At 71.9% G+C, this 16,673-nt stretch carries 14 protein-coding genes; 5 read left to right on the forward strand and 9 right to left on the reverse strand.

The features are described 5' to 3' along the window. Positions 1-39 precede the first annotated feature (39 nt). Positions 40-1,710 carry an LCP family protein gene (locus ACFYYJ_RS39125; RefSeq protein WP_389139410.1) on the forward strand — a complete coding sequence of 557 codons (1,671 nt, stop codon included), beginning with the start codon at positions 40-42 and terminating at the stop codon, positions 1,708-1,710. 67 nt (positions 1,711-1,777) lie between these two features. Here ACFYYJ_RS39125 and ACFYYJ_RS39130 read toward each other — a convergent pair whose 3' ends face one another. Then, the gene (locus ACFYYJ_RS39130) at positions 1,778-2,803 is read right to left on the reverse strand and encodes a glycosyltransferase family 2 protein (protein WP_385132983.1); all 1,026 of its coding nucleotides are present in this window, start codon (positions 2,801-2,803) and stop codon (positions 1,778-1,780) included. Positions 2,804-2,979: 176 nt separating this feature from the next. Between ACFYYJ_RS39130 and ACFYYJ_RS39135 the strand changes: the two genes are divergently transcribed. Further along, a complete protein-coding gene (locus ACFYYJ_RS39135) occupies positions 2,980-4,473 on the forward strand; it encodes an LCP family protein (RefSeq protein ID WP_385132980.1) in 1,494 nt (497 codons plus the stop codon). A gap of 29 nt (positions 4,474-4,502) precedes the next feature. On the opposite strand, the gene ACFYYJ_RS39140 is transcribed toward ACFYYJ_RS39135, so the two are convergent. Then, positions 4,503-5,039, reverse strand: coding sequence for an acyl-CoA thioesterase (locus ACFYYJ_RS39140; RefSeq protein WP_389139413.1), 537 nt, complete (start codon positions 5,037-5,039; stop codon positions 4,503-4,505). 106 nt (positions 5,040-5,145) lie between these two features. Between ACFYYJ_RS39140 and ACFYYJ_RS39145 the strand changes: the two genes are divergently transcribed. Then, a complete protein-coding gene (locus ACFYYJ_RS39145; protein ID WP_389139415.1) occupies positions 5,146-6,468 on the forward strand; it encodes an LCP family protein in 1,323 nt (440 codons plus the stop codon). A 142-nt stretch (positions 6,469-6,610) separates the two neighbouring features. Here ACFYYJ_RS39145 and ACFYYJ_RS39150 read toward each other — a convergent pair whose 3' ends face one another. From ACFYYJ_RS39150 to ACFYYJ_RS39160, 3 genes are all read right to left on the reverse strand, one after another. After that, positions 6,611-7,693: a sugar phosphate nucleotidyltransferase gene (locus ACFYYJ_RS39150; RefSeq protein ID WP_389139417.1), complete on the reverse strand. Its 1,083-nt coding sequence runs from the start codon at positions 7,691-7,693 to the stop codon at positions 6,611-6,613. 164 nt (positions 7,694-7,857) lie between these two features. Next, entirely contained in the window at positions 7,858-8,508 is a 651-nt protein-coding gene (locus tag ACFYYJ_RS39155; protein ID WP_385364608.1) for a hypothetical protein, read from the reverse strand. Between the two features lie 134 nt (positions 8,509-8,642). Further along, positions 8,643-9,800: an acyl-CoA dehydrogenase family protein gene (locus ACFYYJ_RS39160; RefSeq protein WP_385132971.1), complete on the reverse strand. Its 1,158-nt coding sequence runs from the start codon at positions 9,798-9,800 to the stop codon at positions 8,643-8,645. Between the two features lie 214 nt (positions 9,801-10,014). Between ACFYYJ_RS39160 and ACFYYJ_RS39165 the strand changes: the two genes are divergently transcribed. Further along, positions 10,015-11,358, forward strand: coding sequence for a UDP-glucose dehydrogenase family protein (locus ACFYYJ_RS39165; protein WP_385132969.1), 1,344 nt, complete (start codon positions 10,015-10,017; stop codon positions 11,356-11,358). Between the two features lie 155 nt (positions 11,359-11,513). On the opposite strand, the gene ACFYYJ_RS39170 is transcribed toward ACFYYJ_RS39165, so the two are convergent. The 4 genes from ACFYYJ_RS39170 to ACFYYJ_RS39185 form a co-directional block, all read right to left on the reverse strand. Continuing rightward, positions 11,514-12,569, reverse strand: a complete 1,056-nt coding sequence (locus tag ACFYYJ_RS39170) for a membrane dipeptidase (RefSeq protein ID WP_385364614.1) — start codon at positions 12,567-12,569, stop codon at positions 11,514-11,516. A 473-nt stretch (positions 12,570-13,042) separates the two neighbouring features. Further along, complete coding sequence (locus ACFYYJ_RS39175; protein ID WP_385132764.1) at positions 13,043-14,221, reverse strand: dipeptidase; 1,179 nt, start codon at positions 14,219-14,221, stop codon at positions 13,043-13,045. Then, complete coding sequence (gene purE, locus ACFYYJ_RS39180; protein WP_385132762.1) at positions 14,218-14,754, reverse strand: 5-(carboxyamino)imidazole ribonucleotide mutase; 537 nt, start codon at positions 14,752-14,754, stop codon at positions 14,218-14,220. The genes ACFYYJ_RS39175 and purE overlap by 4 nt, the downstream gene beginning before the upstream one ends. After that, a complete protein-coding gene (locus tag ACFYYJ_RS39185; protein WP_385132770.1) occupies positions 14,751-15,869 on the reverse strand; it encodes a 5-(carboxyamino)imidazole ribonucleotide synthase in 1,119 nt (372 codons plus the stop codon). The genes purE and ACFYYJ_RS39185 overlap by 4 nt, the downstream gene beginning before the upstream one ends. Positions 15,870-16,111: 242 nt before the next feature. On the opposite strand from ACFYYJ_RS39185, the gene ACFYYJ_RS39190 reads away from it, so the two are divergent. Further along, the gene (locus ACFYYJ_RS39190; RefSeq protein ID WP_385132759.1) at positions 16,112-16,666 is read left to right on the forward strand and encodes a GtrA family protein; all 555 of its coding nucleotides are present in this window, start codon (positions 16,112-16,114) and stop codon (positions 16,664-16,666) included. Positions 16,667-16,673 lie beyond the last annotated feature (7 nt).

The following is a 16,673-nucleotide window of genomic DNA, read 5'->3' on the forward strand; positions in this document are numbered from 1 at the left end:
GCACCATGCCGAGCAATCAGGATCTTCTAGGGGGAACACGTGAGGCAGAGCAGCGTGCGGGGGGAGGGGGCGACCGCCCAGTCCGCCGGTGACATATCCGGCGACGGGGCGGGCGCCGTGCCCGCACCACGGGGCGGCTCGCGCAGGAGCCGCCGCGCCGGCGGCGGCCGCGGCTCCAGGCGGGGCCGTCGGCGCGTGCTGCGCTGGGTGTCCTCCGCACTGGCCTTCCTCATACTCGGGACGGCGGCCGCCGGATACCTGTACTACCGCCACCTCAACGGCAGCATCCGCACGGACGCGCTGAACCTCGGCGAGAACAAGCTGGGCGGTTCCAAGCCGAACGCCTTCGGGCAGACGCCGCTGAACATCCTCCTCATAGGCTCGGACGCCCGTGACGACGAGGCGAACCAGGAGCTCGGCGGGGCCAAGGACACCTTCGGCGGCCCGCCCCTCGCGGACGTGCAGATGCTGCTGCACCTGTCCGCGGACCGCAGCAACATGTCGGTGGTCTCGATGCCGCGCGACACCCTGCTGATGATGCCCAAGTGCACCGAGGAGAACGGCAAGGTCCACCCGGCCAGCACCCGCCTCGTCCAGACCAACCAGTCCCTCAGCCGCGGCGGCCCGGGCTGCACGGTCGCCGCCTGGACCGAGCTGACGAAGATACCCATCGATCACTTCATGATGATCGACTTCAAGGGCGTGGTGGCGATGGCCGACGCCATCGGCGGCGTCCCCGTCTGCGTCGAGCAGAACGTGTACTCGCGGACCCGTGAGGGCAAGGGCTCCGGCCTGAAGCTGCCGAAGGGCACGACGCGGATCCAGGGCGAGCAGGCCCTGCAGTGGATGCGCACCCGCTACGGGTTCGAGGACGGCACCGACATCGGCCGCACCCACGCCCAGCACCAGTACATGAGCTCGCTGTCCCGCGAGTTCCGCAAGAACGCCAAGCTCAGCAACCCGGTGATGCTCAACAGCCTGGCGCAGGCCGCAATCAAGGCCATGGTCGTGGACCCCGGCCTGAACAAGATCGACAGGCTGTACGACCTGAGCATGGAGCTCAAGAAGGTTCCGCCGAACCGGATCACCATGAGCACCATGCCGTGGGTGTACAGCACCCGCGAGGAGGGCCGCGTCGAGCCCGAACCGGGCGCGGCCGAGGCCGTGTTCAAGATGGTCCGCGAGGACGTGGCGCTCGACGGCAAGGGCTCAGGCACCCCGGCGGACGGCGCCTCGCCCTCCCCGACCACGCCTCCCCCGGCCGCCCCGACCACGGCTCCGGCCCAGGCGCCCGCGAAGATCGCGGTCTCCGTCGTGAACGCCACCAACGGCAAGGACGGCGCCCAGGCCAAGGTGAAGAACCGGGCGGGCGACGTCGCTTCGCTGATGATCCGCAAGGGCTTCACCAAGACCTCCTCCGAGACCACGGCCACGACCGGGGGCGAGGACACGACCGTGGTCCGCTTCGCCGACGACGCCCAGGCGGCCGACGCCGCGGCCGTCGCCACGGCGCTGGGCCTGCCTGCCTCCTCGGTGCAGAAGTCCGACGAGGTCTCCGGGATCACCCTGGTCGTCGGCAAGGACTGGCGGACGGGTGACGCCCCGGCCCCGCCGGCGCCCGCCCCGACCGCGCTGCCGACCTCGGCCCACGCCCTCAACGGCGACAACGAGGGCGCCTGCATGGCGATCCAGCCGGGCTTCACCTGGTAGGCCGTACGCATGGAGAAGGGGCCCGGTGCGATCGCACCGGGCCCCTTCTCGCTGTGCGGACCGTTTCTCAGACCTGCGAGGAGTCCCGCCGGACCGCCGGGCGGCGGCTCGCGATGACCTTGTTCGCCAGCGCGCGCGGGCTCGTCAGGAAGCCGAAGCCCCAGGACAGGTGCATCGTCGCCAGGGCGACCGGGATCTGCGCCCGCGCCTTCGGCGACAGGCCCTTGCCCGCCGGGACCGAGCCCGCGACGATCGCCGCGAGGTAGCCGGCCGGGAGGACGAAGCCCAGCGGGTTGACCGCCACGCCCACGACCACGCCCGCGGCCAGCGCGCAGACCAGGGTCGGCGGGGCCAGATAGCGCGGGTTGATGGAGCCCGCGTGGTACCGGGCCACCACGTGGCGCCAGCGCCCGTAGTCCTTGTACTGCTTGGCCAGCGCCTTGACGGAGCGCCGCGGGCGGTACTGGACCTTCAGCTCCGGGGAGAACCAGATCAGGCCGCCGGCCTCGCGGATGCGGAAGTTCAGCTCCCAGTCCTGGGCGCGGATGAACTCCTCGTTGTACCCGCCCTGCTGCTCCAGCGCCTCGCGACGGAACACACCCAGGTAGACGGTCTCGGCGGGGCCCGCCTGGCCGCCCGTGTGGAACGGCGCGTTGCCCACGCCGATCTTCGAGGTCATCGCGGCGGCGACGGCGTCTTCCCAGGCGTTCTGGCCCTCGGCGTGCATGATGCCGCCGACGTTCTGCGCACCGGTCTCCTCCAGGAGGCGGACCGCGGTGGCGATGTAGTTCGGCGAGAGCATGCCGTGGCCGTCGACGCGTACCACGATCGGGTGGCGCGAGGCCTTGATGGCGGCGTTGAGCGCCGCCGGGGTCCGTCCGGTGGGGTTGGGGACGGTGTGGACGCGGGGATCCTCGGCGACGAGTTCCGCGGCGATCTCGTCGGTGCGGTCCGTGGACGGCCCGAGGGCGATCACCACCTCCATCTCGCCCGCGTACTCCTGCTCCAGGATGTGGCGGACGGAATCGCGGAGGTAGTGCTCCTCGTCGAGCACCGGCATGATCACCGAGACTGCGGGCTGCTGCGCGGGCATGTGGTCCTTCAAGGTCGGGTATCTGTGTCACGTTACCGCGTACGGGGGAACCGGGTGCGCGCCGAGTGAGCGGTACGGACAGACGCTGATCGTATGGGCCTACTGTTCTGCCGAATCAGCCGAAGCTTCGCCGCTCTCGCCGACCGTTCCCCTGCTGCCTCGCGGAGGTGTCCACCGTGCCCCACCCGCACCGTCCCCCCCGTCCCGCCGGGCCGCGCCCGGCGCAGCGCGCACGGCGCCGGGGCGGCGACCGGCCCCGGTGGGGGGTGCGGCTCGCGGCCGGGCTGGCGGTGGTCGTCCTGGGCTCCGGGGCCGTCGGGCACGCAGTGATGACCGGCCTGGACACCGGGATCGAGCGCGTGGACCCGTTCAAGGACATGAAGAACCGCCCGCAGGCCGGGCACGGCCTGAACTTCCTGCTGGTGGGCACCGACGGCCGGGACAAGATCACAGCCGAGGAGAAGCGCGAGTACCACCTCGGCGGGGCTCCCTGCCACTGCACGGACACGATCATGCTCGTGCACCTGTCGGCGAACCGGGAGCGGGCCAGCGTGATCAGCCTGCCCCGCGACAGCTACGCGGAGGTGCCCGCGCACCGGGACCTCAACAGCGGCAAGGACCACAAGGCCCACCCCGTGAAGCTGAACGCGGCCTACGCGGAGGGCGGGCCCCAGCTGACCGTGCGGACCGTCGAGGCCATGACCCGGGTGAAGATCGACCACTACCTGGAGGTCGACTTCACCAGCTTCATGAAGACCGTCGACGCGATGGGCGGGGTGGAGATCTGCACCGCCAAGACGATGCGCGACCCGAACACCGGCCTGGAGCTGCTCCCCGGCACCCACCGGCTGGGCGGCGGGCAGGCCCTGCAGTACGTGCGCTCGCGCCATGTGGACGGGGCCTCCGACCTCGGCCGGATGCAGCGCCAGCAGCGGTTCATCGCCGCCCTGATCAAGCAGGCGACCGGCGGCGGGGTGCTGCTGAACCCGGTGAAGTTCAAGGAGGTCAGCTCGACCCTGCTGGGCTCCGTCCGCGCCGACAAGGGATTCGGCTCGGAGCAGATGCTCGCGCTCGGGCAGGCGATGCGGGACTTCACCCCCTCCTCGTCGGAGTTCGCCTCGGTGCCGATCGGCGACGCGTCCTTCGCCGTCAAGGGCATCGGCTCCACCGTGAAGTGGGACGAACCGAAGGCGGCCAAGCTCTTCGAGGCGCTGCGCGAGGACCGGGCCCTGGCCCCGGCCAAGCCCGGGAAGGCCGCCGCGTCCGCCCCGGCCGCCGCTCGGCCGACGACGGTGCCGGTGGACGTGCCGCCGCAGCAGGTCCGGGTCCAGGTGGAGAACGGGACCCGGATCGACGGTCTGGGCGGGCGGGTCGACGCCGCACTGCGCGCCACCGGCTTCGACACCACCGGGTCCCCGGTGGGCGGCGCCGGCCGCGACGTCCGGCGCACGGTGGTCACGTACGACCCCCGCTGGGACCGCTCCGCCCGCTCGGTGTCGACGGCGCTGCCCGGCAGCGAGCTGCGGGCGGTGCCGGGCCAGGGTCGGACGGTGCTGGTCATCGCGGGCGCGGACTACCGCAAGGTGGTGCCGGTGCGGGCGGAGGATCCGTACCAGGGCAGCGGCGAGTCCGGGGTGGTCACCGGGGACCAGGTGGTCTGCGCGAAGTAGCCCCGCGACCCCGCCGCCCGGCGGGGTCGTCAGTCGTCGAAGCCCTGGGCGGCGCGCTCCTCGCGCAGCGCCCGGATCGCCTGGCGGCGGGCCAGCCGGTGGGTGCGGCGGATCTGGGCCTCCTGGTAGCGCCGCTCGTCCTGCTCCGTCTCCGGCAGGACCTGCGGGACCGGCCGGGGCTTGCCCTCGGCGTCCACGGCCGCGAAGACGAGGTAGGCGGTGCCCACCTGGGTGGCGGGGGTGGACTCGTTCCACCGCTCCGCGAGGACCCGTACGCCGATCTCCATGGAGGAGCGGCCGGTCCAGTTGCACTGGGCCTTCACGTGGACGAGGTCGCCGACGCGCACGGGCGCGAGGAAGACCATCTCGTCCATGGAGGCGGTGACCGCCGGGCCGCCGGAGTGGCGGCCGGCCACGGCGCCCGCCGCGTCGTCCACCAGCTTCATGATCACTCCACCGTGCACCGTGCCCAGCAGGTTGGTGTCGTTGGCGGTCATGATGTGGCTGAGGGTCGTACGGGAGGCCGCGGTCGGCTTCCCGGCCAGCGCGCCCGGTATCTGAGTCATACGGACACCTTAGATCCGTACCGGAGGCATCAGCTCTGCAACAGCACCGGAACGGAAGGTCCACCGGGCTGTCGGACGACACGCCCGAGCAGGCATTCTTGGGCGCATGAATGACTGGCCAGAAGGTCGTGACGGCGGGTACGGACAGGGCAGCGCGCAGCCGCAGCCCGAGGGTGCCCAGCGGATGCGGCACATCCAGCGGCAGCAGCCGCAGCAGCCGCAGCAGCCCCCGCAGGGCCCCCCGGCGCCCCGGCGCCCCGCGCAGCCCGTACGCCCGTCCGTGCCCCCGCAGGGGGCGCAGAGCCACGACACGTACGACGACTACGACAGCGGCTACAACACCGGCCAGGTCTACGGCACCCCCTCGGGCGGCGGCCAGGGCGGCCCCGGGCGCCCCGGCGGCGGTCCGGGCGGCCCCGGCGACTACGCGCCGCAGCCGACCGGTCCCGCGCCGGACTGGCGCAAGCGGATCAAGGTCGGCTCGATCGTGCTGGCCTCCGCGCTGCTGGTGACGGGCGTCTCCACGTACTTCTGGGCCGACTCCAAGGTGCGCCGCGAGGTGGACCTCGCCAAGGTCATCGAGCGCCCCAAGGAGGGCGACTGCACGACCTACCTGATCGTGGGCTCCGACAGCCGCGAGGGCATGTCCGACGAGGAGAAGAAGAAGCTCCACACGGGCTCCGCCGAGGGCAAGCGCACCGACTCGATGATGATCCTGGCGAAGTGCTCCAGCGGGAACACGATGGTCTCGCTGCCCCGCGACTCGGACGTGGAGATCCCGACCTTCGTCGGCTCGCAGTCCGGCAAGAAGTACGCGGGCACGGGCAAGCGCACCAAGCTGAACGCGGCGTACGCGGAGGACGGCCCCGAGCTGCTCGTGCGGACCGTCGAGTTCAACACCGGCCTGCGCATCGACCACTACGCGGAGATCGGCTTCGCCGGCTTCGCGAACATCGTGGACTCGCTCGGCGGCGTCGAGCTCGACATCGAGCAGGGATTCAAGGACGAGAAGTCGGGCGCCGACTTCAAGGCGGGCAAGCAGACGCTGAACGGCGAGCAGTCCCTGGCCTTCGTCCGCACCCGGTACGCCTTCGCGGAGTCGGACCTCCAGCGGACGAAGAACCAGCAGAAGTTCCTGTCGGCGCTCGCCAACCAGGCGGCGACCCCGTCCACGATCCTCAACCCGTTCAAGCTCTACCCGCTGATGGGCGCGGGCCTGGACACGCTGATCGTGGACAAGGACATGGGCCTGTACGACATGGGCCAGATGTTCTTCGCGATGAAGGGCGTCAACGGTGGTGACGGCGTCTCGATGAACATGCCGATCTCCGGCCAGCGCGGCGGCAACCTCGTCTGGGACAAGGCGAAGGTGCAGCAGTTGGTCAAGCAGATCCAGAACGACGAGAAGGTCACCGTCCGCGGGAACTGACGCGGACGGCCGTCGCGGGGACGGAACCTCCGGGATGACGAGCCCGGGCGCCCGGCACGGGGCGCCCGGGCTCGCTCGCGTCCGGGGCGTACTGGCTCGGGCGTCCGGGGCGTACGGGCTCAGGCGTCCGGGGCGTACGGGCTCAGGCGTCCGGGGAGAAGCGGATCGCGGCCGCGGGCAATCGCGCCCCGCACCACACGCGGGCGCCCGAGCGCAGCTCGTTGTCGGCGCCCACGGCGGCGCCGTCGCCGACGACGGTGCCGTCCAGCACGGTCCGCGCGCCCACGCCGGCGCGGGCGCCGATCAGGCTGGCGCGCACCTGGGCGTCCGCCTCGATGACGGCGCCTTCGAGCACGATGGAACCGTCGACGACCGCGCCGTCCTCGATGCGGGCGCCGGCTCCGACGACGGTGCCTCCCGACAGCTTGGCCCCGGCCGCCACCTGGGCCCCGGGCAGCACGAGGGACTCGCCGCGGCGGCCGGGAACGGCCGGGGAGGGGACGACGCCGCGGACCAGGTCGGCGGAGGCCTGGATGATCGACTCGGGCTTGCCGAGGTCCATCCAGTACGTGTTCTCCGTGACCCCGTGCAGGCGGCTGCCGGCGGCGAGCAGACCGGGGAAGGTCTCGCGCTCGACGGAGACCGGACGGCCGGCCGGGATGGAGTCGATCACGCTGCGGCGGAAGACGTAGCAGCCGGCGTTGATCTGGTCGGTGATGATCTCTTCGGGGGTCTGCGGCTTCTCGGTGAAGGCCAGCACCCGCCCGTCGTGGTCGGTGGGGACCAGGCCGAAGGCACGGGGGTCCTCGACGCGCACCAGGTGCAGGGAGACGTCGGCGTCGGCCGCCTTGTGCGATTCGACGAGGCCGGCGATGTCCAGGCCCGTGAGGATGTCCCCGTTGAAGACGAGGACGGAGGAGTCCGGGCCGCCCGTGAGCAGCTGCGCCGCGTTGCGGATGGCGCCGCCGGTGCCGAGGGGCTCGTCCTCGACGACGTACTCCAGGTGGACTCCGAAGTCGGATCCGTCACCGAAGTAGGGCTCGAAGACCTCGGCGAGGTAGCAGGTGGCCATCACGATGTGGGTGACGCCGGCGGCGGCGGCCCTGGCTATCTGGTGGGCGAGGAACGGCACGCCCGCAGTGGGGACCATCGGCTTCGGCGTGTTCACCGTCACCGGGCGCAGCCGCGTCCCCTGCCCGCCGACCAGCAGGATCGCTTCCGTCATTGCGTTCTCCCCAACCGAATTCCGGCGTACGAAGGTCCAAATTTAGCCCATCCGAGTAGGACATCGACGCTTGAGGCGGGCGAGCCCCGGGAGTGTGTTCACCCCTACATCCGCGGCGCCCGGCGTGTCATGAAATGCCGGGGCAGCGCGGTAGGTCGCGGCTCCTACGATCCGACCGCGAAGGGGTTCGCGTGGCCGGGCAGCTGCTGTCCTGGGCGGAGGAAGCGGGCACGCCCGTGCTCGTCGCGGACCGGGACGAACCCGGCGTCGGTCAGCCGTCGCGCGATCCGCTGCCGCCGCATCGCGCCGATCTTGAAGCCCCCGAACACGAACGCGGCCAGCGCGGCGCCGCCGAACAGCGCGCCGAGCGGCATCCCGGCGATGAGCAGGACGATCGGCAGGACCACGCAGTACCCGGCCGCCATCAACTGCTGCTTCTTGCCCCCGACCTCGGCCATGGCGTCGAACGCGATGCGGTCCTTGGCCCGGGCGACGGCCTCCTCGACCTCGGGGAGGGGCCTCAGCGAACCGGCCCGCATGCCCGGGACCGGACCGCCGTTGCCGGCCTGCGGGTGGGCGGCGAGGGTGGCGGCCTCGCGGGCACGCGCCTCGGGGCGCGGGTCGCGGTACATGAGGACCAGGACGAGCGCGTTCTTGTGCCCCGTCCGGCGCGTTTCGCCGTACTCGTAGCCGTACTGCTCGGCGACGTGGACCAGTGCGGCCGCGCGGGCGACGGAGGTCTCCGGGCCGATCTGCACCACGTCCTGACGGGCGATCTGCCCGAGGGTCTGCGCGACCGATCGCTCTACGGACATCTTTTCCTACCGCCCCGCACCACGCTCCGACATTCCGACGGCGCACACACTAGCCATGCCGCGGCAACGCGGGAAGGCCCCGGCCGGAGCCGGGGCCTTCCTCGTCCGTGCAGGTCAGAGCATGTACCGCCCCGTTACGGGAGGTTGCGGGCCATGACGATGCGCTGGACCTGGTTCGTGCCTTCGTAGATCTGCGTGATCTTCGCGTCGCGCATCATGCGCTCCACCGGGTAGTCACGGGTGTAGCCGTAGCCGCCGAGGAGCTGGACGGCGTCCGTGGTGACCTCCATGGCCACGTCGGAGGCGAAGCACTTGGCCGCGGCGCCGAGGTAGGTGAGGTCGGCGTCGCCGCGCTCCGAGGCGGCGGCGGCCTGGTAGGTCAGGGCGCGGGCGGCGGAGATCTTCATGGCCATGTCCGCGAGCATGAACTGGATGCCCTGGAAGTCGGCGATCGGCTTGCCGAACTGCTTGCGCTCCTGGACGTAGCCCTTGGCGTAGTCCAGGGCGCCCTGGGCGATGCCGAGGGCCTGGGCGGCGATGGTGATGCGGGTGTGGTCGAGGGTCTTCATCGCGGTGGCGAAGCCGGTGCCCTCGGCGCCGATCATGCGGTCGGCGGGGATGCGGACGTTGTCGAGGTAGACCTCGCGCGTCGGGGAGCCCTTGATGCCGAGCTTCTTCTCCGGGGCGCCGAAGGAGACGCCCTCGTCCGACTTCTCGACGACGAAGGCGCTGATGCCCTTCGAGCGCTTCTCCGGGTCGGTGACGGCCATGACCGTGTAGTACTCGGAGACGCCCGCGTTGGTGATCCAGCGCTTCACGCCGTTGAGCACCCAGAAGTCGCCGTCGCGGACCGCGCGGGTCTTCATGCCGGCCGCGTCGGAGCCGGCGTCCGGCTCGGAGAGGGCGTACGAGAACATCCCGTCGCCCTTGGCCAGCGGGCCGAGGTACTTCTTCTTCAGCTCCTCGGAGCCGGAGAGGATCACCGGCAGCGAGCCGAGCTTGTTGACGGCCGGGATCAGGGAGGAGGAGGCGCACACGCGGGCCACCTCCTCGATCACGATCACGGTGGCGAGCGCGTCGGCGCCGGCGCCGCCGTAGCTCTCCGGGACGTGGACGGCGTGCAGGTCGTTGGCGACGAGCGCGTCGTGGGCCTCCTGCGGGAAGCGGGACTCCTCGTCGACCGCGGCCGCGAACGGGAGGATCTTCGCCTCGGCGAGCGAGCGGACGGACTCGCGGAGCATGTCGTGCTCCTCGGCCGGGCGGTACAGGTCGAAGTCGGCAGAACCCGCCAAGATCTCTCACTCCCCAAGGGTGACGCGCCGCGTGGCGCGTTTCGTGATGCTAACTACCGTTAAGTAACCCAAGTTTAGTCGTCGCCTCCGGGGCAGCGGTATGGACGGCCCGCGTGAGTTGCGTGACAGCGGGGGCGGCACTGGGGAGCGTCCCCCTCCACGGGCCCGACTATGCTCAGTGGCCGCATACGGCCCCGCACCTCTGGAGCTCCCCATGGCCCCCCTCAGGATCACTGTGATCGGCACCGGCTACCTCGGCGCGACCCACGCCGCGGCGATGGCGGAGCTGGGGTTCGAGGTGCTGGGGTTGGACGTGGTGCCCGAGAAGATCGAGATGCTGGCGTCCGGCCGGGTGCCGATGTACGAACCCGGGCTGGAGGAACTGCTCGCCAAGCACGTGGCCGGGCTGCCCGGATCCACGGGGCGGCTGCGGTTCACGACCTCCTTCGAGGAGGTCGGCGCGTTCGGCGACGTCCACTTCGTCTGCGTGAACACCCCGCAGAAGCACGGCGAGTACGCCTGTGACATGAGTTACGTGGACGCGGCGATGGGCTCGCTGGCCCCGCACCTGACGCGGCCCGTGCTGGTGGTCGGCAAGTCGACCGTGCCGGTGGGCTCGGCGCAGCGGCTGGCGGAGAAGCTCGTGGAGCTGGCCCCGGCGGGCGCGGACGTGGAGCTGGCCTGGAACCCGGAGTTCCTGCGGGAGGGCTTCGCCGTGCAGGACACGCTGCACCCCGACCGGATCGTGATCGGCGTACAGGGCGAGCGCGGCGAGAAGGTGCTGCGCGAGGTGTACGAGACGCCGATGGGCGAGGGAAGCCCGCTGGTGGTGACCGACTTCCCGACGGCGGAGCTGGTCAAGACCGCCGCCAACTCCTTCCTGGCGACCAAGATCTCCTTCATCAACGCCATGGCCGAGGTGTGCGAGGCGGCCGGCGGCGACGTGGTGAAGCTGGCGGAGGCCATCGGCTACGACGAGCGGATCGGCGCGAAGTTCCTGCGGGCCGGCATCGGCTTCGGCGGCGGCTGCCTCCCGAAGGACATCCGGGCGTTCATGGCCCGGGCCGGCGAACTGGGCGCCGACCAGGCGCTGACCTTCCTGCGGGAGGTCGACTCGATCAACATGCGCCGCCGCGGACACATGGTCGAGCTGGCGCGGGAGGCCGTGGGCGGCTCGTTCCTGGGCAAGCGCGTGGCCGTGCTCGGCGCCACCTTCAAGCCGGACTCGGACGACGTACGGGACTCCCCCGCGCTGAACGTGGCGGGGCAGATCCACCTCCAGGGCGGACAGGTGACGGTGTACGACCCCAAGGGCATGGAGAACGCTCGCCGCGTGTTCCCGACCCTCGGGTACGCGGACTCCGCGCTGGAGGCGGCGCGGGGCGCGGAGGTCGTCCTGCACCTCACCGAGTGGCGCGAGTTCCGTGACCTCGACCCCGCGGAGCTGGGGGATGTCGTCACGGACCGGCTGATCCTGGACGGTCGCAACGCGCTGGCCCCGGAGCGCTGGCGGGCGGCCGGGTGGACGTACCGGGCGATGGGACGCCCCCGGGCCTGACGCCCTGCGGGCACGCCCCGCTCGGTGCGTTGCCCTGCGGGCCGCCCTCGCCCGGGGTGCCGGTGCGGCGCCCTTGCCGGGGCGCTGCCCCGGACCCCGCGCCTCGAACGCCGGCGGGGCCGGAGTGGTCGACCGGCAGGGCTGGAGTTGCCGCTCTACGTGCGGCGGTGCTGGGCCGCGCGGGCCGTGAACTCCGCGTCGCGCAGCACCCGCTGGGCGTTGCCCCAGGTCAGCGCCGCGAGGTCGGCTTCCGACCAGCCGCGTTCCAGGAGTTCGGCGAGCAGCTTGGGGTAGCCCGAGGGGTCGGTGAGGCCGGTCGGGCGGGGGCCTCCCTGTTCGGAACCGAAGCCCGCGCCGAGGCCGACGCCGCCCGGACCGGCGACGGCCCGCACATGGTCGATGTGGTCGGCCACCGCGTGCAGGGAGTCCCCGGTGCGGGCGGTGTCGAAGGTGACCATGGCCAGACCGCCGGCCTCCCGCAGGGCGAGCAGCACCTCGTCGGTGACGTTCCCGGGATGCGGGTTCAGGGCGGCCGCGCCCGTGTTCGAGACGACCACCGGCGCCTTGGACGCCCCCACGAGCCGGCAGGCCGCCTCGGGCTCGCAGCCGGCGAGGTCCAGCAGGACCGCGAGCCGGTTCGCCTCGCGGACCACCTGGTGGCCGAAGGCGGTCAGCTCGTCCGCCGCCCAGGGCGCTCCCGCGGGGGCGAGGATCCGTACGCCCAGCGTGTGGAAGGCGCGCAGCACGCCGAGGGAATCGGTGAGGGCGCTGCCGGGCACGGGGCCGAGGAACGAGGCGATGCGGCCGCGGTTGCGGGCGTCGGCCATGTCGTCGGCGGTGAGGGCGAGGAGCAGGCCGTCGGGGTAGCGGCGCATCAGGGCCAGCGCCACGTCGATCTGTTCCAGGGTCTCGGAGACCACGGTGGCGGGCGGGCCGGTCGGGGGCACCAGCAGGGACCAGAACTGGGCGCCCACGCCGCCGGCCCGGAGCCTCGGGATGTCGGTGTCGACTCCGGGTTCCTGGGTGTCGATGTCGTGGTACGGGCTCTGGCGCAGGGTCCACACGAGCGTGTTGCAGCCGTCGGCGACGGGATGGACGGACAGCAGCGCGGTGGCGCGGTCGAGCGCGCCGGCGGCGGGTTTGGTGGCGGCGGCCGGGGGGTCCTCGGCTCCGATTCCGACGGAGTGGGGTTCATCCTGCAGGTCGGCCATGGCGTTCGCTCCGGTCTCGGCGGCAGCAGGGAGAGGTGGTGCCACCGTGACACGCGGGGCGTGTGTGCCGCCCGGCGGGTGTGGCGTTCGGGTGGCCTTTGCCCTGGCCGGGCGGGGGCGGGTTCCGTGGCCCTGGCCGGGCGGGCACGGCCTTGCCCTGGCCGGGCGGTTGCCACTGCCGCTGCTCTGGCCGGGCGGAGGCGGGCGCCGCTGCGCGGAGCCGCTCCCCGCCCCGCCCTTCCTCCGTTCACCGGGCTCCGCCCGGACCCGGTCCTCAATCGCCGGACAGGCTGGAAAGACCCGGGGCTCCGCCCCGGACCCCGCGCCTCAAACGCCGGCGAGGCCGGACTTTCAGCCTCGCCGGCGTTTGAGGCGCCGCCGGAGGCAAGTCCAGCCCGTCCGGCGTTTGAGGACCGGGGGTGCGGGGGCGGAGCCCCGTGCGCAGCATCCGGGGCCGACCGCCCCGCCGGGGGCTACAGCACCGCGTTCGACGGGCCCCGCGTCGCAGACAGGTCGCGGGACACCGACTCCGCGTCGCGGAGGGATCGGACCGCGTTGGACCAGGTCAGCTTCGCCAGGTCCGGGCGGGACCAGCCGCGGGTGAGGAGTTCCGCCACCAGGTTCGGGTAGCCCGCCACGTCGTCCAGGCCGGACGGGGTGAAGGCCGTGCCGTCGTAGTCCCCGCCGATGCCGATGTGGTCGATGCCGGCCACCTCGCGCATGTGGTCCAGGTGGTCCGCCACCGTCGAGGCGGTGGCCACCGGACGGGGGCGGGCCTCCTCGAAGGCGCGGTGCAGGGCCATCGCCTCGGGGGTGGTGTCCAGGTGGTGGAAGCCGTGGGCGCGCAGGTTCTCGTCCGCGGCCTGGGTCCACTCGACCGCCGCCGGGAGGATGAACTTCGGCACGAAGGTCGCCATGGCCACCCCGCCGTTGGCCGGGAGCAGGGCGAGGACGTCGTCCGGGATGTTGCGCGGGTGGTCGCAGACCGCACGCGCGGAGGAGTGCGAGAAGACCACCGGCGCGGCGGAGGTGGCCAGAGCGTCGCGCATCGTGGTCTCGGCGACGTGCGAGAGGTCCACGAGCATGCCGACGCGGTTCATCTCCCGGACGACCTCGCGGCCGAAGTCGGTGAGGCCGCCGTGCCGGGGCTCGTCGGTCGCCGAGTCCGCCCAGTCGATCGTGTCGTTGTGCGTGAGCGTCATGTACCGCACGCCCAGCTTGTGCAGGGCCCGCAGCGTGGCGAGGGAGTTGTTGATGGAGTGGCCGCCCTCGGCGCCCATCAGGGAGGCGATGCGCCCGCTCGCCCGGGCGGCCTCCATGTCGTCGGCGGTCAGGGCCCGGACCAGGTCGCCGGGGTAACGGTCGATCAGCTGGGCGACGACGTCGATCTGCTCCAGCGTGGCGCTGACCGCCGTGTCGCCGGCGTAGTCGGAGCGGACGTAGACCGACCAGAACTGAGCCCCGACCCCGCCGGCCCGCAGCCGGGGGATGTCGGTGTGCAGGTGGGCGGACTGGTCGCCCGCGATGTCGCGCTTCGCCAGGTCGTAGCGGACCTGCTCGCGCAGCGCCCAGGGGAGGTCGTTGTGGCCGTCGACGACCGGGTGCTCGGCGAGCAGCTCACGCGCCTCGTCCAGGCGCTGCGCCGCGCTCACTTCGCGAATCCGAAGGAGTCCGCGCCCGCGACCTTCGCGCGCAGCCGCTTGCCCTTCTCGGTGGCCTGGTCGTTCAGCTCCTGCTGGAAGTCGCGCATCCGCGCCAGCAGGTCCTCGTCGTGCGTGGCGAGGATGCGGGCGGCCAGCAGGCCCGCGTTGCGCGCCCCGGCGACCGAGACGGTGGCGACGGGAACCCCCGCGGGCATCTGGACGATCGACAGCAGGGAGTCCATGCCGTCGAGGTACTTCAGCGGGACCGGTACGCCGATCACGGGCAGCGGGGTGACCGAGGCGAGCATGCCCGGCAGGTGGGCGGCGCCGCCCGCGCCCGCGATGATCGCCTTCAGACCGCGGTCCGCGGCCTGCTCCCCGTACGCGATCATCTCGCGCGGCATCCGGTGCGCGGAGACGACGTCGACCTCGTAGGGGATCTCGAACTCGTCGAGGGCCTGCGCGGCGGCCTCCATGACCGGCCAGTCGGAGTCCGAACCCATGACGATGCCGATGAGGGGAGCGCTTGCGGAGGTGCTCATTCGGTGACCGTTCCTCTGAGGTAGTCGGCTGCGTGGCGTGCGCGCTCCAGGACATCGTCCAGGTCGTCGCCGTACGTGTTGACGTGGCCGACCTTGCGGCCGTGTTTCACGTCCTTGCCGTACATGTGGATCTTCAGCTGGGGGTCGTGGGCCATGCAGTGCAGGTACGCCGCGTACATGTCGGGGTAGTCCCCGCCCAGCACGTTCGCCATCACGGTCCACTTGGCGCGGGGGCGGGGGTCGCCCAGCGGGAGGTCCAGGACCGCGCGCACGTGGTTGGCGAACTGGGAGGTCACGGCCCCGTCCTGGGTCCAGTGGCCGCTGTTGTGCGGGCGCATCGCCAGTTCGTTGACGAGGATGCGGCCGTCGGTGGTCTCGAACAGTTCCACGGCGAGGTGGCCGGTCACGTCGAGTTCCTTGGCGATGCGCAGGGCGAGCGCCTGGGCCTCGCTCGCGAGCTCCGCGGAGAGGTTCGGGGCGGGGGCGATCACCGTGTCGCAGACCCCGTCGACCTGGACGGACTCCACGACGGGGTAGGCCACCGCCTGGCCGTGGGGGGAACGGACGATGTTGGCCGCGAGCTCGCGGACGTAGTCCACCTTCTCTTCGGCCAGGACGGGGACACCGGCCTTGAAGGGCGCTTCCGCGTCCTCCTGGCCGCGTACGAACCACACGCCCTTGCCGTCGTAGCCGCCGCGCACGGTCTTGAGGATGACGGGGAAACCGCCGACCTCCGCCGCGAAGGCAGCCGCGTCCGCCGGATCGCTCACGATCCGGTGGCGGGGGCTGGGTGCGCCGATCTCGTCGAGCTTGGCGCGCATCACCCCCTTGTCCTGGGCGTGCACCAACGCGTCGGGCCCCGGGCGGACGGGGATGCCGTCCGCTTCCAGGGCCCGCAGGTGCTCGGTGGGTACGTGCTCGTGGTCGAAAGTGATCACGTCGCAGCCGCGCGCGAACGCGCGCAGTGTCTCCAGATCGCGATAGTCGCCGATGACGACATCGCTCACGACCTGGGCCGCCGAGTCCTGTGGTGTGTCACTGAGGAGCTTGAATCTGATGCCGAGGGGGATGCCCGCCTCGTGGGTCATGCGGGCGAGCTGTCCGCCGCCGACCATGCCAACTACGGGGAACGTCACTCCTCCAGGGTATCCGGCGGGATTCCGCCATATGGACGCGCCCTGGCTCGTACCTGCCGATGTGCCGTGCGTCGCACGAGGTCGGAAGGCACAGACGGAGCACAGGGGGGACACTTAGCATGGGTGGGTTGACGGAGAACACCGGACGACGACCGGACGACGACCGGACGACAGCCGGACGCCCCTTCGCGGGGGCGGTGACCGACGGGACTGACCTACTGATGAGCACGCCGGGGAACGGATCTGTTCTCGAACGCGTACGCGGCCTCGTACGGGAGGTCGCCAAGTTCGGTGCGGTCGGCGGCCTGGGCGTGCTGGTCAATCTGGGCGTCTTCAACCTGATCCGCAGCACCACCGATCTCCAGGTGGTGCGCGCGAGCGTGATAGCCACCGTGGTGGCCATCGCCACGAACTACCTCGGCTTCCGCTACTTCGCCTACCGCGACCGCGCCCACAGCGACGCGGCCGGGCGCACGCGCGAGCTGGTCCTCTTCGTGGCCTTCAGCGCGATCGGCCTGGTCATCGAGAACGGCGTGCTGTACGTGGCCACGTACGGCTTCGGCTGGGGCGGCCCGGTCGCCAGCAACGTGTTCAAGTTCATCGGCATCGGGACGGCCACCGTGTTCCGTTTCTGGTCCTACCGCACCTGGGTCTTCAAGGCCCTGCCCGCACCCCTCGCCGCGACGCCCGCCGAGCCCATGCCCGAGCCGGCGCCGCTGCCCAAGCCCGACCGCAGGCCGGAGCCGCTGCCCGAGCCGGAGCCCGCGAACAACTAGGGATCCG

Origin of the sequence: Streptomyces sp. NPDC002467, from assembly GCF_042889825.1 — a bacterium.
Taxonomy (GTDB): Bacteria; Actinomycetota; Actinomycetes; order Streptomycetales; family Streptomycetaceae; genus Streptomyces.

What these genes read in the sequence shown, in the direction of transcription:
- ACFYYJ_RS39130 (WP_385132983.1), bottom strand. Translation starts at nt 2,803, where the DNA reads ATGCCCGCGCAGCAGCCCGCAGTCTCGGTGATCATGCCGGTGCTCGAC.
- ACFYYJ_RS39140 (WP_389139413.1), bottom strand. Translation starts at nt 5,039, where the DNA reads ATGACTCAGATACCGGGCGCGCTGGCCGGGAAGCCGACCGCGGCCTCC.
- ACFYYJ_RS39145 (WP_389139415.1), top strand. Translation starts at nt 5,146, where the DNA reads ATGAATGACTGGCCAGAAGGTCGTGACGGCGGGTACGGACAGGGCAGC.
- ACFYYJ_RS39150 (WP_389139417.1), bottom strand. Translation starts at nt 7,693, where the DNA reads ATGACGGAAGCGATCCTGCTGGTCGGCGGGCAGGGGACGCGGCTGCGC.
- ACFYYJ_RS39155 (WP_385364608.1), bottom strand. Translation starts at nt 8,508, where the DNA reads ATGTCCGTAGAGCGATCGGTCGCGCAGACCCTCGGGCAGATCGCCCGT.
- ACFYYJ_RS39165 (WP_385132969.1), top strand. Translation starts at nt 10,015, where the DNA reads ATGGCCCCCCTCAGGATCACTGTGATCGGCACCGGCTACCTCGGCGCG.
- ACFYYJ_RS39170 (WP_385364614.1), bottom strand. Translation starts at nt 12,569, where the DNA reads ATGGCCGACCTGCAGGATGAACCCCACTCCGTCGGAATCGGAGCCGAG.
- purE (WP_385132762.1), bottom strand. Translation starts at nt 14,754, where the DNA reads ATGAGCACCTCCGCAAGCGCTCCCCTCATCGGCATCGTCATGGGTTCG.
- ACFYYJ_RS39185 (WP_385132770.1), bottom strand. Translation starts at nt 15,869, where the DNA reads ATGGTCGGCGGCGGACAGCTCGCCCGCATGACCCACGAGGCGGGCATC.
- ACFYYJ_RS39190 (WP_385132759.1), top strand. Translation starts at nt 16,112, where the DNA reads ATGAGCACGCCGGGGAACGGATCTGTTCTCGAACGCGTACGCGGCCTC.